Source organism: Pseudarthrobacter sp. NIBRBAC000502772, assembly GCF_006517235.1.
In the GTDB taxonomy this organism is placed as follows: domain Bacteria; phylum Actinomycetota; class Actinomycetes; order Actinomycetales; family Micrococcaceae; genus Arthrobacter.
Window position 1 is genome coordinate 237,807 of record NZ_CP041188.1, and the last position, 16,377, is coordinate 254,183.

General features: G+C 59.6%; 4 protein-coding genes and 5 rRNA genes. 1 reads left to right on the plus strand and 8 read right to left on the minus strand.

Annotated features, from left to right (window positions below; translation table 11 throughout):
* Positions 1-32: 32 nt before the first annotated feature.
* From NIBR502772_RS01155 to NIBR502772_RS01180, 6 genes are all read right to left on the minus strand, one after another.
* A complete protein-coding gene (locus NIBR502772_RS01155) occupies positions 33-2,084 on the minus strand; it encodes an NHL domain-containing thioredoxin family protein (RefSeq protein WP_141138731.1) in 2,052 nt (683 codons plus the stop codon).
* Positions 2,084-4,234 (minus strand): cytochrome c oxidase assembly protein, encoded by a 2,151-nt coding sequence (locus NIBR502772_RS01160; protein WP_141138732.1) that lies wholly within the window; start codon positions 4,232-4,234, stop codon positions 2,084-2,086. Before NIBR502772_RS01160 ends, NIBR502772_RS01155 begins: the two co-directional genes overlap by 1 nt.
* Before the next feature lie 118 nt (positions 4,235-4,352).
* Positions 4,353-4,640, minus strand: coding sequence for an HU family DNA-binding protein (locus tag NIBR502772_RS01165; RefSeq protein ID WP_056341443.1), 288 nt, complete (start codon positions 4,638-4,640; stop codon positions 4,353-4,355).
* Between the two features lie 433 nt (positions 4,641-5,073).
* Positions 5,074-5,190, minus strand: a 5S ribosomal RNA gene (gene rrf, locus NIBR502772_RS01170).
* A 238-nt stretch (positions 5,191-5,428) separates the two neighbouring features.
* Positions 5,429-8,562, minus strand: a 23S ribosomal RNA gene (locus NIBR502772_RS01175).
* Between the two features lie 480 nt (positions 8,563-9,042).
* Positions 9,043-10,565, minus strand: a 16S ribosomal RNA gene (locus NIBR502772_RS01180).
* The 16S, 23S and 5S rRNA genes sit together here, the layout of an rRNA operon.
* A 1,639-nt stretch (positions 10,566-12,204) precedes the next feature.
* Between NIBR502772_RS01180 and NIBR502772_RS01185 the strand changes: the two genes are divergently transcribed.
* Positions 12,205-12,546 carry a YciI family protein gene (locus NIBR502772_RS01185; RefSeq protein WP_141138733.1) on the plus strand — a complete coding sequence of 114 codons (342 nt, stop codon included), beginning with the start codon at positions 12,205-12,207 and terminating at the stop codon, positions 12,544-12,546.
* A gap of 341 nt (positions 12,547-12,887) precedes the next feature.
* Here the strand turns inward: NIBR502772_RS01185 and rrf (NIBR502772_RS01190) are convergent.
* Positions 12,888-13,004, minus strand: a 5S ribosomal RNA gene (gene rrf, locus NIBR502772_RS01190).
* Between the two features lie 216 nt (positions 13,005-13,220).
* Positions 13,221-16,353: ribosomal RNA gene (locus NIBR502772_RS01195) — 23S ribosomal RNA — on the minus strand.
* Between the last annotated feature and the right edge of the window lie 24 nt (positions 16,354-16,377).

Here is a 16,377-nt window from a genome sequence, read left to right on the forward strand (position 1 = left end):
TAGCCTCTTGATCTAAACCACGGCGGCGGTGATCAGTCCATTCCGCGCAGGTCCAGGACCAACTCGGTGTCGCCGTCGTCCGTCAGGAGAACCGGGATACCCCAGTCCTGCTGGTAAAGGTGGCAGGCGGCGTGGTCCGGGATCTCGCCGTCCGCATCCTCCGGGCCGTCGCAGGCCGCGGCGCGGGCGGTGATGTGCAGGATGCCCTCGGGAATGTCGGAAGCCAGTTCCAGCGTCCGAAGCAGGCCTACAGAGGTTCCTCCGCCGGCCACAAGCAGCTCCGGCGGGGTGGAGGAGATCTTCAGCTGCGTGGGGTCGCCCCAGCGGTCGTCGAGCTTCTGGCCGGTGGGCGCGGTGAAACGCACGGTGAGCTCGAGCAGCCCGGGGGCTACCGGGCTCTTGGGCCGGTGGGTCTGCGAGGCGCCCTCGTCCACTTGCTGGGCTTCCTTGGGGATGGGCACGTAGACCAGCTGATGCTTGTTGGCCTCCACCACTACCAGCAGCGGTTCGGAGCCTGCGGCGTGCGTGTGGTCCACAATCACGTCGGAGGGTTCCGAGAGCCCGCGGGCCAGCGTGGACACGGTGCCCGCGGCGGGGTCGTAGCGCCGCACGGCACCGTTGTAGGTGTCGGCGATGGCAATGGAGCCGTCAGGCAGGACGGTGACGCCGAGGGGGTGCTGGAGGCGTGCCTCGGACGCGGGGCCGTCGCGGAAGCCGAAGTCGAACAGGCCCTTGCCCACGGCGGTCTCCACGGTGACCGTGCCGCCGTCGTCAATGACCAGCTTGCGGAGGGCGGACGTTTCGGAGTCCGCCACCCAGATGTTGCCGTCGGCGTCCTCGGCCAGGCCGGACGGCTGAGCGAACCAGGCCTCGTGGGCGGGCCCGTCCAGCAAACCCTCCAGGCCGTTGCCGGCAATAATTGCCACCGCGCCTGTGAGGGGCTCGAAGCTGAAGATCTGGTGCGTGCCGGCCATGGCGATCACCACTGCGTTGAGCTTGGTGGACCAGACGACGTCCCACGGCGAGCTGAGGGACACCTCCAGCGGATGCTCGCTGAGCTGGCCCGTGAAACCGGCAGCGTCCTCGTCCACCCGGGCGGGCCCGGTTTCCAGCAGGCGCTGCACGCCGTTGCCAACAATTGTTGTGGCCTTGCCGTCCGTGAGCGAGAGTCCCCGGAGGCGGTGGTTGACTGAGTCTGCAATGACGACGTCGTAGCCCGCCTTCGCTGCCACGTCTTCCGGAAGCAGCACGAGGCCCTGCGGCTCATTGAACCGTGCGGCGGGCTCGACGGAGTCGACGGCGGCGGCCTGGCCGTCAGCGTGGCCTCTGGTCCCGGAGCCGTAGGTGCGCAGCACCGTCTGGAAGTCGTTACCCAGCTCAACGAGACGGTGGTGCCCGGTGTCAGTTACCAGCCAGGAGCCCCCCGTGACGGTATCAGCGGCGGCGTTAGTCCCGCCGTCGGACGTTCCCTGGGCGCCTGAACCCTGCGCGCCTGAACCGGGTCCGGCGGAGCCTCGTCCGGCGGGCAGGAACAGAGCCTTCCCGGGGAAGCGCAGCGTGCCCGAGGTGGCTTCCGGCGCCACGTAAGGGCCGGAACCGCGGTGCAGCGTGCCTTTGGCCTCGTGCTCGGCGATCAGTTCTGGGATGAGCACGGCCAGGCCGTCAGCGTGGCCTTCACCGGACAGGTGCGCCACGATGTAGCCCTCGGGGTCGATGACCACCAGGGTGGGCCAGGCGCGCGCCGTGTAGGCCTTCCAGGTCTCCAGCTCGGGGTCGTCCAGGACGGGGTGGTGGATCTCGTAGCGTTCCACGGCGGCGGCCAGGGCCACGGGATCTGCTTCGTGCTCAAACTTGGGCGAGTGGACGCCCACGGTGACCAGGACGTCCGAGTACTGTTCCTCGAGCGGGCGCAGCTCATCGAGGACGTGCAGGCAGTTGATGCAGCAGAAAGTCCAGAAGTCGAGCAGCACGATCTTGCCGCGCAGGGCTTCGAGGTCCAGCGATTTGCCGCCGGTGTTCAGCCAGTTACGGCCCACCAGTTCGGAAGCGCGGACCCGGAGTTGGGTGCGTACGGTTTCGCTCATCAGCGTCCTTCCAGCTTTGAGTTGCGTTCAGCCAGTCTGGCATCGCGTTCAGCCAATTTGGCAAACATATCGTTGTAAGCAGTGAGATCGGCGTCGTTATTCCTGTCCGCCGCCCGATCGGTGCGCTTGGACTCCCGGGCATCGGACCGGGACCACATGATGGCGACGCCGATGGCCACCAGGAGGGTGGGCACTTCGCCGATGCCCCAGGCCACGGCCCCGCCCATTTGCTGGTCCAGGAGGGCGGACGGCCCCCAGGCCCGGCCAAGGTTGCCGAAGTAGTCGGCCGCCAGCAGGCTGGTGCCGCCCATGATGGCGACGCCGAAGAACGCGTGGAAGCCCATGGTCGCAAGCAGCAGGAGCAGGCGCATGGGATACGGTGCGCGGCGGGGCAACGGGTCCGTGCCGATCATGGTCAGGATGAAGATGTAACCGGTGAGCGTGAAGTGCAGGATCATCAGCTCGTGGCCTACGTGGTCCCGCATGGCGAAACCGAACGCGTCCGAGTAGTAGAACAGCACGATGGAGCCCGCGAAATTGGCCGCCGCGAAGATGGGGTGCGTGACCAGTTGGGAGAACTTGGAGTGGATGAACACGAGCAGCCACTCGCGCGCCCCCCGGGTGCCGTCGCCGCGGGCAGGCAACGCCCGCAGGGCCAGCGTCACCGGGGCGCCGAGCACCAGGAAGATGGGTGCCACCATGGTCAGCGCCATGTGGTCCACCATGTGCGCGGAGAAGAGGATCCTGCCATAGACCGACGGCGGCCCTGACGTGATGAAGGTCAGCACCATCAGGCCGATCACCCAGTTCACGGCGCGGAACCACTGCCACTTGTCGCCGCGCCGGACCACCTTGGCGACGCCCAGGAAGTACGCCACCAGCCCGAAGAGCACCACGGCCACCCAGAGCCAGTCAAAGCGCCACTCCGTCAGCCAGCGTTCCGGCGTCAGTTCAGGCGGCAGCTCGTAGCCCGTGAGGATGAAGGCCGGCGACGCGTCCGGTGCAAACGTGGTGGGCTGCGGCGGTGCCGACCGGCTCAGGGCCACGGCGACGCCGGAGGTGGCTCCCATAACCAGGAGTTCCACGAGCACCAGCTGCCACAGCACGCGGCGTGAGGACATTGCCGAGCCTTTGCGGCCCAGCTGGGGGATGACCCATTGCCGGTGCATCAGGCCGATGCCGCCAAGGACCAGGGTGGCTGCCGATTTCGCGAGGATCAGCTGTCCGTAGGGGGAACCAAATAGGTCACCCCAGCTGGTGATGCGGATGCTGGCATTGATGACGCCGGAGGCAAAGACGAGCACAAACGCAAAGCCGGCCAGCGAAGAGAACCTCCGCAGCGTCGGTTCGGTGATGTCGGCGGCGGCACCGGGCTTCGAGCCGGTCAGGATTCCGGACAGCAGCGCCAGGACGACGATGCCGCCAACCCACGCGCTGACGCCCACAAGGTGCAGGCCCAGGGAGTTGATGGCGCCTTCGTGGTCCGACGAGCTTGAGGAGTGGCCGATCAGGGCGGCGGGAACCAGCCCGGCCAGCGCCAGGATCAGCGTGAGGGCAAGGCCGCCCAAGGATCTGACGCCGAACAGCGCTGTGGTCACCACGGCCGCGATGATGGTCACGCTCAGCCATGCCCGGCCGGTCTCGATGTCCGTCATGAAGTACACCAGGGCGCGGGTGAACTCGGCGTCCCCGCCGACCGCCTGGCCCGCAACGTCTGAGTAGGTGAGGACCAGTACGGCCACCGCCGACAGTGTCCAGGCAACACCCGCAGCGGCAGCAATGGCCAGGGCCCGGGCGAACGCCGGATGTTCTGGAGCGTCGCCGGTGTGGGTCCGGGACCGGGGACCCGGAGTTCTGGGGAGGATGCCGACGGCGAAGATCAGTCCGCCGATCACCGTCGCCAGTGCCACGTTGTGGATGGCCTTGCTGACCGGAAGCCCCCAGCGGACCAGTGCCCCCGGGTCAGAGACCTCACGGGCCGCGGCGGCGCCGGAGAAAAGGAGTGCCGCTGTCAGCCCCAGGAAGAGGGCTGCAAGGCCCGCGAGCTGCCACGGCCGGGAAATCCCCACGACGCCGCCAGCCCTGGCCGGGGCGCCCCTGTCGGGGCCTGGCTGGGGTGCTGCGGGATGGGATTTTGCTGCAGAAGGCACCTATCCATTGTCCGCTACGGGTGCCCGCGCGGCGAATCGGGTTAAAGCAGAATCGGGTTAAAGCAAAGGAGCGGCAACCCTGGGGTTGCCGCTCCTTTGCTGCTGTTGCTGAAGAAGACTACTTCTTCTTGGCGACTGCAGCCTTCAGCTTGGAGCCGGCGGTCAGCTTGACGCTGTGGCCTGCCGCGATCTGGATGGTCTCGCCGGTCTGCGGGTTGCGGCCGGTGCGTGCTGCACGGTCGGTGCGCTCAACTGCGAGCCAGCCCGGGATGGTGATCTTCTCGCCGGCGGCGACGGAAGTCTCGAATACCTCGAACAGTGCATCGAGGACGGAGTTGACGGCTGCCTGGCTGGTGCCGGCCTTGCCTGCTACCTCTGAAACAAGTTCACTACGGTTCTTAGCCATTGATGTCCTCCTGGACGGTCACGATTTCTGGAGCCTGAACGCGGCATGCGTGCAAGCCACTGTTCGAAAACTTACCAGCTTGGGCCCCCGAGGTCCGCAAATTCCGCGTGTTTCCGCCATTTTTTGACTAAAATCACCGGTTTTCCAAGGAATTGCGGGGGAATTGCGCCCTCAGCGGACGCTCTCGCAGTTCCTGCAGTGTTCCGCCGGATGCTCTCTGAGTTCGTGCGACGTTCAGCCGGACGCTCGGTCACTTCGGGTGCCGGGTTGTGTGGTGCACGACGGCGGAGCGTCTGGTGGGTGCGACGGCGGCGGGTGTGTTGGGTGCCGTGTCTTTGGTGGGGTGCGGGTTCGGGGGTGTTTGTGGTGTGGTGGTTAACGTGGGAGAGCCCCCCAACCTGGTGGTTGGGGGGCTCTCGACCATTTAATGATGTTCCGGCGGTGACCTACTCTCCCACACCCTCCCGGGTGCAGTACCATCGGCGCTGTGGGTCTTAGCTTCCGGGTTCGGAATGGGACCGGGCGTTTCCCCCACGCTATGACCGCCGTAACCCTTCTACCCGGCCTCCACGGTTTTGGGCGTGGGGGTGGGAAATCTGTGGTTACAACATGCTCCTGCCGGTTAAGGCAGGTGTGGTGTTGTTATTGTGTTGTGTTTTTTGTTCCCTGTGCAACAAACCTGTGTTGGGTTTGTTGTTTGGGAACCACATAGTGGACGCAAGCAGTCTTGTTTTCTTTTTACCACCCCGTGGTTGCAAACGCTTTTGAACCGTTTGCGGGGGTGGTGTGTGGTGTAAGTTATCGGCCTATTAGTACCGGTCAGCTTCACGAGTCGTTAGTCCTCGCTTCCACATCCGGCCTATCAACCCAGTGGTCTGGCTGGGGGCCTCTCACACACAAGGTGTATGGAAATCTCATCTCGAAGCGAGCTTCCCGCTTAGATGCTTTCAGCGGTTATCCCATCCGAACGTAGCTAATCAGCGGTGCACTTGGCAGTACAACTGACACACCAGAGGTTCGTCCGTCCCGGTCCTCTCGTACTAAGGACAGCCCTTCTCAAATTTCCTGCGCGCGCAGCGGATAGGGACCGAACTGTCTCACGACGTTCTAAACCCAGCTCGCGTACCGCTTTAATGGGCGAACAGCCCAACCCTTGGGACCTACTCCAGCCCCAGGATGCGACGAGCCGACATCGAGGTGCCAAACCATGCCGTCGATATGGACTCTTGGGCAAGATCAGCCTGTTATCCCCGAGGTACCTTTTATCCGTTGAGCGACGGCCATTCCACAATGTACCGCCGGATCACTAGTCCCGACTTTCGTCCCTGCTCGAGATGTCTCTCTCACAGTCAAGCTCCCTTGTGCACTTACACTCGACACCTGATTGCCAACCAGGCTGAGGGAACCTTTGGGCGCCTCCGTTACTTTTTAGGAGGCAACCGCCCCAGTTAAACTACCCATCAGGCACTGTCCCTGACCCGGATTACGGGCCGAAGTTAGATGTCCAAAGTGACCAGAGTGGTATTTCAACGATGACTCCACCCGAACTGGCGTCCGGGCTTCAACGTCTCCCACCTATCCTACACAAGCCACTCCGAACACCAATACCAAACTATAGTAAAGGTCTCGGGGTCTTTCCGTCCTGCTGCGCGTAACGAGCATCTTTACTCGTACTGCAATTTCGCCGAGTTTATGGTTGAGACAGCGGGGAAGTCGTTACTCCATTCGTGCAGGTCGGAACTTACCCGACAAGGAATTTCGCTACCTTAGGATGGTTATAGTTACCACCGCCGTTTACTGGGGCTTGAATTCTCAGCTTCGCCGTAAGGCTAACCGGTCCTCTTAACCTTCCAGCACCGGGCAGGAGTCAGTCCGTATACATCGTCTTGCGACTTCGCACGGACCTGTGTTTTTAGTAAACAGTCGCTTCCCCCTGGTCTCTGCGGCCCCGATCCCCTCCCACCAGCAAGTGGTGTTCAAGGTTGGGGCCCCCCTTCTCCCGAAGTTACGGGGGCATTTTGCCGAGTTCCTTAACCATAATTCTCTCGATCGCCTTAGTATTCTCTACCTGATCACCTGTGTCGGTTTGGGGTACGGGCGGCTAAAACCTCGCGTCGATGCTTTTCTCGGCAGCATAGGATCACCAAATCCCCCCGTGAGGGGGTCCCATCAGATCTCAGGTATCATGAACGGCGGATTTGCCTACCGTTCGCCCTACATCCTTAGACCGGGACAACCATCGCCCGGCTTGGCTACCTTCCTGCGTCACACCTGTTAATACGCTTGCCTCCCAGGATCAGGTCCCGCGCTCCACCAAAACCCTTCCACCACAAGGGCGGTCAGGCAGGTTTCGGGCGGTTAGTATCCCCTGTTCAACATGGACGGTTTTTCGCCGGTACGGGAATATCAACCCGTTGTCCATCGACTACGCCTGTCGGCCTCGCCTTAGGTCCCGACTTACCCAGGGCAGATTAGCTTGACCCTGGAACCCTTGATCATTCGGCGGACGGGTTTCTCACCCGTCTTTCGCTACTCATGCCTGCATTCTCACTCGTGTAGGCTCCACCGCTGGTTTACACCGCGACTTCACTGCCCACACGACGCTCCCCTACCACTCCAGACGCCTGAACCAACCCACAAGGGGCGGCTTAGCTAATATCTGAAATCCACAACTTCGGCGGTGTACTTGAGCCCCGCTACATTGTCGGCGCGGAATCACTTGACCAGTGAGCTATTACGCACTCTTTTAAGGATGGCTGCTTCTAAGCCAACCTCCTGGTTGTCTTCGCAACTCCACATCCTTTCCCACTTAGCACACGCTTAGGGGCCTTAGTTGGTGGTCTGGGCTGTTTCCCTCTCGACTATGAAGCTTATCCCCCACAGTCTCACTGCTGCGCTCTCACTTACCGGCATTCGGAGTTTGGCTGACGTCAGTAACCTTGTAGGGCCCATTAGCCATCCAGTAGCTCTACCTCCAGCAAGAAACACGCAACGCTGCACCTAAATGCATTTCGGGGAGAACCAGCTATCACGAAGTTTGATTGGCCTTTCACCCCTACCCACAGCTCATCCCCTCCATTTTCAACTGAAGTGGGTTCGGTCCTCCACGACGTCTTACCGTCGCTTCAACCTGGCCATGGGTAGATCACTTCGCTTCGGGTCTAGATCACGCCACTGCAACGCCCTATTCAGACTCGCTTTCGCTACGGCTTCCCCACACGGGTTAACCTCGCGACGTAACACTAACTCGCAGGCTCATTCTTCAAAAGGCACGCCGTCACAACTACAAGGCTGCTCCGACGGATTGTAAGCACACGGTTTCAGGTACTGTTTCACTCCCCTCCCGGGGTACTTTTCACCTTTCCCTCACGGTACTGGTCCGCTATCGGTCATTAGGGAGTATTTAGGCTTATCAGGTGGTCCTGACAGATTCACACGGGATTTCTCGGGCCCCGTGCTACTTGGGATACTCTCCAGGCGGCACAAAACATTTCGGTTACGGGGCTCACACCCTCTCTGGCCGGCCTTTCAAGACCGTTCACCTATGCCTGCACATCACACCTCACCAGTCCGGCAGAACTGGTATGGAAAGTCCCACAACCCCGACCATGCAACGCCCGCCGGCTATCACACATGGAACGGTTTAGCCTGATCCGCGTTCGCTCGCCACTACTGACGGAATCACTATTGTTTTCTCTTCCTGCGGGTACTGAGATGTTTCACTTCCCCGCGTTCCCTCCACGCACCCTATGTGTTCAGATGCGGGTCACCAGGCAGCTCGCGCCCCTGGCGGGGTTTCCCCATTCGGACACCCTGGGATCACAGTCCGGTTATCGACTCCCCCAGGCTTATCGCAGATTCCTACGTCCTTCTTCGGCTCCTAATGCCAAGGCATCCACCGTGTGCTCTTAAAAACTTGACCACAAAAGATCAAAAACGCTAATTTTCGAGAGAACCATGAAAACCACCCACACCCAAAAGAGTGCAGACAGATCCAGGTTCATAATTCTTGGAAATTGCTTCTTATAAAAGATGCTCGCGTCCACTATGTAGTTCTCAAACAACAACCCCAAACCACACACCCCACACACAAAAAAGTGCGCGCTCGATGCAGCCAGGAAACCAGAAACAAACAAGTACCGGGAAAACCCGGCCCTGTTGCCTCAGGACCCAACAGTGTGCCAAACACTAAACCACCCACCCCCAACCCACACCGATCCAGGAGAAGCTTCCGAGGAAACCATCCGTACTGGGCGAGGAAAGAAACAAGCGGCCGCTATTCATTGATATTCCACCCTTGAGCACCCGCCGCAGAACAATCGTCTGCGCAACGGGCATATACTCCTGACAACCCCACCACACGGACATTGCATCCGGCAGGGTGGTTGTAGGTGCTCCTTAGAAAGGAGGTGATCCAGCCGCACCTTCCGGTACGGCTACCTTGTTACGACTTAGTCCCAATCGCCAGTCCCACCTTCGACAGCTCCCTCCCACAAGGGGTTAGGCCACCGGCTTCGGGTGTTACCAACTTTCGTGACTTGACGGGCGGTGTGTACAAGGCCCGGGAACGTATTCACCGCAGCGTTGCTGATCTGCGATTACTAGCGACTCCGACTTCATGGGGTCGAGTTGCAGACCCCAATCCGAACTGAGACCGGCTTTTTGGGATTAGCTCCACCTCACAGTATCGCAACCCTTTGTACCGGCCATTGTAGCATGCGTGAAGCCCAAGACATAAGGGGCATGATGATTTGACGTCGTCCCCACCTTCCTCCGAGTTGACCCCGGCAGTCTCCTATGAGTCCCCGCCATAACGCGCTGGCAACATAGAACGAGGGTTGCGCTCGTTGCGGGACTTAACCCAACATCTCACGACACGAGCTGACGACAACCATGCACCACCTGTAAACCGACCGCAAGCGGGGCACCTGTTTCCAGGCATTTCCGGTTCATGTCAAGCCTTGGTAAGGTTCTTCGCGTTGCATCGAATTAATCCGCATGCTCCGCCGCTTGTGCGGGCCCCCGTCAATTCCTTTGAGTTTTAGCCTTGCGGCCGTACTCCCCAGGCGGGGCACTTAATGCGTTAGCTACGGCGCGGAAAACGTGGAATGTCCCCACACCTAGTGCCCAACGTTTACGGCATGGACTACCAGGGTATCTAATCCTGTTCGCTCCCCATGCTTTCGCTCCTCAGCGTCAGTTAATGCCCAGAGACCTGCCTTCGCCATCGGTGTTCCTCCTGATATCTGCGCATTTCACCGCTACACCAGGAATTCCAGTCTCCCCTACATCACTCTAGTCTGCCCGTACCCACCGCAGATCCGGAGTTGAGCCCCGGACTTTCACGGCAGACGCGACAAACCGCCTACGAGCTCTTTACGCCCAATAATTCCGGATAACGCTTGCGCCCTACGTATTACCGCGGCTGCTGGCACGTAGTTAGCCGGCGCTTCTTCTGCAGGTACCGTCACTTTCGCTTCTTCCCTACTGAAAGAGGTTTACAACCCGAAGGCCGTCATCCCTCACGCGGCGTCGCTGCATCAGGCTTTCGCCCATTGTGCAATATTCCCCACTGCTGCCTCCCGTAGGAGTCTGGGCCGTGTCTCAGTCCCAGTGTGGCCGGTCACCCTCTCAGGCCGGCTACCCGTCGTCGCCTTGGTGAGCCATTACCTCACCAACAAGCTGATAGGCCGCGAGTCCATCCAAAACCACAATAAAGCTTTCCACCCCCCACCATGCGATGAGGAGTCATATCCGGTATTAGACCCAGTTTCCCAGGCTTATCCCAGAGTTAAGGGCAGGTTACTCACGTGTTACTCACCCGTTCGCCACTAATCCCCCAGCAAGCTGGGATCATCGTTCGACTTGCATGTGTTAAGCACGCCGCCAGCGTTCATCCTGAGCCAGGATCAAACTCTCCGTTGAAGTAAAACAGACACAACCACCAACCCCGGAAATAACAGGATAAAATGGCTGCACAAAATTTGAAACCAGCTGTAAAAACCAGACCACACCACGGGGTGGCATAATCCAGTCAATTCAACCAATTCAATACAATAAATTGGTATCAACAAACTTGGCACACTATTGAGTTCTCAAACAACAGACACACCCGGCACCACCACAACCATTTCAATCGGCCGTGGATCGCTCCGGAGCAACTTTTCAAAGTTACCCGGTTTCCCGCCCCGATGCAAATCCATATTCCAGGACCCGCACCAGCAGAAAACACATCCCCACCAAACAAAGGCGCTCAAAAGAACAACCAACATTTGGTCTTGAATTAGGGGGTTTGGCCGCCCGCGGTAACCAGCTCTTCGCTGTTCCCCTCGCGGCGACTTAGAAAACAATACACCCACCCAACCCCCACCGCAAATCCACCCCACAACAGGCCCTATGCCCCAAGATCCGCGTCGTGGCGGGGAATCTGAGGGGCTCACCGGAGTCCCGGTGCACTATTCGGCCAGAACGGGTTTCTGTTGACTGGATCACATCACGCAGGGAATGGCCAGCAGCCGAGACGACCAAGGCTGTGGACTCTCCGGTGGCAGCTCGGAACCTCTGCCGTGTCGTAGGTTCGCCCTATCGTGAACCTCTGTGCGCGTCCCTGCCGGCCATGTCGACTAAGAACGGCTCAGGCGTGCAATGATGGCGGCGTGCGGCCGATGACCAGGATCAGTTCTTCTCTGATGGGAGACGGTTTCGAAGCCGGCTGCACTAGGATGCATATCCTTCGGGAACTCCGAGACTCGTGAGGGAGGCGACGCGGAATGGGATGCCGGGGAAGGATGCTTCTGCTTGCTTGATAAACGCCGGCACCAAATCGATTCCTTCGGCCGCCGCCCCTTGGTCCGCGAGGAACCTGGCCCAATGGCCGGGCCGCATCCCACATCCAGCACTGGCCCCACCAGAGGTGCGACCCACTCAGCTACGAGCCTCCATTCAGCCGGATGTGTAGACTCTACAGGCCCAAATCTGGCAATGTACTCGGCGGCTCTCCATGAGTACGCGGTCTCGACCGCTGCATCCGTCATGCAGCCACCCTATGGCGGGCAGCAGGAATCGATGCATCCGGGCAGAGTTGCCTATTCGTTTGGAGTGCCCTCTATAGACCGGTACGGCCGCGGTGGCCACGGATGGCCTGCTGGACCCGACGCCGGCACTCATCGAGTGCCCACCAGGCGGGCGGTTCCGGTGCCCACCCGGATCGGAGTGAGGTCGACGATCACGGTAACGTACTTGTCGCCACTCCTGGTCTGGTGCCACATGTACCCGCAATCGATACACCGGTGCCGGCGGATAGTGACCTTGGAACGACAGCCCACCGGCTCGAGCGATCATGTCGAAGAGATCCATGGCTGCTGTTAACGCCAACCCCTCCCTCGCGGGCGCGCGCTTTAGAGCGTGCTCTCAGACGGTGCCGATCGAGCAGGTTCTGCGGGTCGGCCGAGGCGCAGAACCTTGACCACATGTCGGGCGTCGGAGCCATAATCAGGTTGGGCACTAGCGCGGTGCCGCAGAGAAGAGCCGACGGACGGCGCCGCCGGAGCAGAGGAGTCCTCGAATGACGAAGTACCTGATCTCGTTCCCTGGTGAGGCCATGGTGGTCCCCGAGGAGGATTTCGAGGCGGTGGTCGAAGCCTCGCATGCAGTCATCGAAGAGGCCAAGGCGGCGGGCGTGTACGTCTTCGGCGGCGGGATCGATGAAAACGTACACCCGGTGCTCGTGGCCGGTGACGGCACCGTCACCGAGGGCACATACCCAGGCCATAAGGTACCCAACGGCGGCTACACCGTTCTCGAGCTGCCCTCGCGGGAGGCGGCACTCGGATGGGCTGCGAAGATCGCGGTCGCCTGCCGCTGCTCACAAGAAGTCCGGCAGTTCCACTACGACCCGGCCAGCTGACGAGTGCAACCCCAGTCAGCGCCGTTCGTACGTCGCGCGCCCACAACGAGAGGCGTACACCGGCACATAGGGCGGGTGATTTCGACCGACGGCACCCGCCGGCCAACTGGTCGATCGGAGCCGGTCGGCCTCCGGTGTACGCCAGCCGGCAAACCAACATGCCGCCACCGGTCATTGCTGTGGGGGTGTCCGAATTCACTGCAGGATGAGAGAGGGTCCGGGTTTTCGCTGGATTAAGTGAGAGAGCGTCCCCGGTTCGGGGGTGTTTGTGGTGTGGTGGTTAACGTGGGAGAGCCCCCCAACCTGGTGGTTGGGGGGCTCTCGACCATTTTTTAATGATGTTCCGGCGGTGACCTACTCTCCCACACCCTCCCGGGTGCAGTACCATCGGCGCTGTGGGTCTTAGCTTCCGGGTTCGGAATGGGACCGGGCGTTTCCCCCACGCTATGACCGCCGTAACCCTTCTACCCGGCCCGCCAGTTTTGAGGCTGGGGGTGGGAAATCTGTGGTTACAACATTGTGGTGTTGTTATTGTGTTGTGTTTTTTGTTCCCTGGGCAACAAGCCCGTGTTGGGTTTGTTGTTTGGGAACCACATAGTGGACGCAAGCAGTCTTGTTTTCTTTTTACCACCCCGTGGTTGCAAACGCTTTTGAACCGTTTGCGGGGGTGGTGTGTGGTGTAAGTTATCGGCCTATTAGTACCGGTCAGCTTCACGAGTCGTTAGTCCTCGCTTCCACATCCGGCCTATCAACCCAGTGGTCTGGCTGGGGGCCTCTCACACACAAGGTGTATGGAAATCTCATCTCGAAGCGAGCTTCCCGCTTAGATGCTTTCAGCGGTTATCCCATCCGAACGTAGCTAATCAGCGGTGCACTTGGCAGTACAACTGACACACCAGAGGTTCGTCCGTCCCGGTCCTCTCGTACTAAGGACAGCCCTTCTCAAATTTCCTGCGCGCGCAGCGGATAGGGACCGAACTGTCTCACGACGTTCTAAACCCAGCTCGCGTACCGCTTTAATGGGCGAACAGCCCAACCCTTGGGACCTACTCCAGCCCCAGGATGCGACGAGCCGACATCGAGGTGCCAAACCATGCCGTCGATATGGACTCTTGGGCAAGATCAGCCTGTTATCCCCGAGGTACCTTTTATCCGTTGAGCGACGGCCATTCCACAATGTACCGCCGGATCACTAGTCCCGACTTTCGTCCCTGCTCGAGATGTCTCTCTCACAGTCAAGCTCCCTTGTGCACTTACACTCGACACCTGATTGCCAACCAGGCTGAGGGAACCTTTGGGCGCCTCCGTTACTTTTTAGGAGGCAACCGCCCCAGTTAAACTACCCATCAGGCACTGTCCCTGACCCGGATTACGGGCCGAAGTTAGATGTCCAAAGTGACCAGAGTGGTATTTCAACGATGACTCCACCCGAACTGGCGTCCGGGCTTCAACGTCTCCCACCTATCCTACACAAGCCACTCCGAACACCAATACCAAACTATAGTAAAGGTCTCGGGGTCTTTCCGTCCTGCTGCGCGTAACGAGCATCTTTACTCGTACTGCAATTTCGCCGAGTTTATGGTTGAGACAGCGGGGAAGTCGTTACTCCATTCGTGCAGGTCGGAACTTACCCGACAAGGAATTTCGCTACCTTAGGATGGTTATAGTTACCACCGCCGTTTACTGGGGCTTGAATTCTCAGCTTCGCCGTAAGGCTAACCGGTCCTCTTAACCTTCCAGCACCGGGCAGGAGTCAGTCCGTATACATCGTCTTGCGACTTCGCACGGACCTGTGTTTTTAGTAAACAGTCGCTTCCCCCTGGTCTCTGCGGCCCCGATCCCCTCCCACCAGCAAGTGGTGTTCAAGGTTGGGGCCCCCCTTCTCCCGAAGTTACGGGGGCATTTTGCCGAGTTCCTTAACCATAATTCTCTCGATCGCCTTAGTATTCTCTACCTGATCACCTGTGTCGGTTTGGGGTACGGGCGGCTAAAACCTCGCGTCGATGCTTTTCTCGGCAGCATAGGATCACCAAATCCCCCGTGAGGGGGTCCCATCAGATCTCAGGCATCATGAACGGCGGATTTGCCTACCGTTCGCCCTACATCCTTAGACCGGGACAACCATCGCCCGGCTTGGCTACCTTCCTGCGTCACACCTGTTAATACGCTTGCCTCCCAGGATCAGGTCCCGCGCTCCACCAAAACCCTTCCACCACAAGGGCGGTCAGGCAGGTTTCGGGCGGTTAGTATCCCCTGTTCAACATGGACGGTTTTTCGCCGGTACGGGAATATCAACCCGTTGTCCATCGACTACGCCTGTCGGCCTCGCCTTAGGTCCCGACTTACCCAGGGCAGATTAGCTTGACCCTGGAACCCTTGATCATTCGGCGGACGGGTTTCTCACCCGTCTTTCGCTACTCATGCCTGCATTCTCACTCGTGTAGGCTCCACCGCTGGTTTACACCGCGACTTCACTGCCCACACGACGCTCCCCTACCACTCCAGACGCCTGAACCAACCCACAAGGGGCGGCTTAGCTAATATCTGAAATCCACAACTTCGGCGGTGTACTTGAGCCCCGCTACATTGTCGGCGCGGAATCACTTGACCAGTGAGCTATTACGCACTCTTTTAAGGATGGCTGCTTCTAAGCCAACCTCCTGGTTGTCTTCGCAACTCCACATCCTTTCCCACTTAGCACACGCTTAGGGGCCTTAGTTGGTGGTCTGGGCTGTTTCCCTCTCGACTATGAAGCTTATCCCCCACAGTCTCACTGCTGCGCTCTCACTTACCGGCATTCGGAGTTTGGCTGACGTCAGTAACCTTGTAGGGCCCATTAGCCATCCAGTAGCTCTACCTCCAGCAAGAAACACGCAACGCTGCACCTAAATGCATTTCGGGGAGAACCAGCTATCACGAAGTTTGATTGGCCTTTCACCCCTACCCACAGCTCATCCCCTCCATTTTCAACTGAAGTGGGTTCGGTCCTCCACGACGTCTTACCGTCGCTTCAACCTGGCCATGGGTAGATCACTTCGCTTCGGGTCTAGATCACGCCACTGCAACGCCCTATTCAGACTCGCTTTCGCTACGGCTTCCCCACACGGGTTAACCTCGCGACGTAACACTAACTCGCAGGCTCATTCTTCAAAAGGCACGCCGTCACAACTACAAGGCTGCTCCGACGGATTGTAAGCACACGGTTTCAGGTACTGTTTCACTCCCCTCCCGGGGTACTTTTCACCTTTCCCTCACGGTACTGGTCCGCTATCGGTCATTAGGGAGTATTTAGGCTTATCAGGTGGTCCTGACAGATTCACACGGGATTTCTCGGGCCCCGTGCTACTTGGGATACTCTCCAGGCGGCACAAAACATTTCGGTTACGGGGCTCACACCCTCTCTGGCCGGCCTTTCAAGACCGTTCACCTATGCCTGCACATCACACCTCACCAGTCCGGCAGAACTGGTATGGAAAGTCCCACAACCCCGACCATGCAACGCCCGCCGGCTATCACACATGGAACGGTTTAGCCTGATCCGCGTTCGCTCGCCACTACTGACGGAATCACTATTGTTTTCTCTTCCTGCGGGTACTGAGATGTTTCACTTCCCCGCGTTCCCTCCACGCACCCTATGTGTTCAGATGCGGGTCACCAGGCAGCTCGCGCCCCTGGCGGGGTTTCCCCATTCGGACACCCTGGGATCACAGTCCGGTTATCGACTCCCCCAGGCTTATCGCAGATTCCTACGTCCTTCTTCGGCTCCTAATGCCAAGGCATCCACCGTGTGCTCTTAAAAACTTGACCACAAAAGATCAAAAACGCTAATTT

Bases quoted from the DNA above. Each gene is read 5' to 3' on its own strand.
- NIBR502772_RS01155 (WP_141138731.1), bottom strand. From the start codon at position 2,084: ATGAGCGAAACCGTACGCACCCAACTCCGGGTCCGCGCTTCCGAACTG.
- NIBR502772_RS01165 (WP_056341443.1), bottom strand. From the start codon at position 4,640: ATGGCTAAGAACCGTAGTGAACTTGTTTCAGAGGTAGCAGGCAAGGCC.
- NIBR502772_RS01185 (WP_141138733.1), top strand. From the start codon at position 12,205: ATGACGAAGTACCTGATCTCGTTCCCTGGTGAGGCCATGGTGGTCCCC.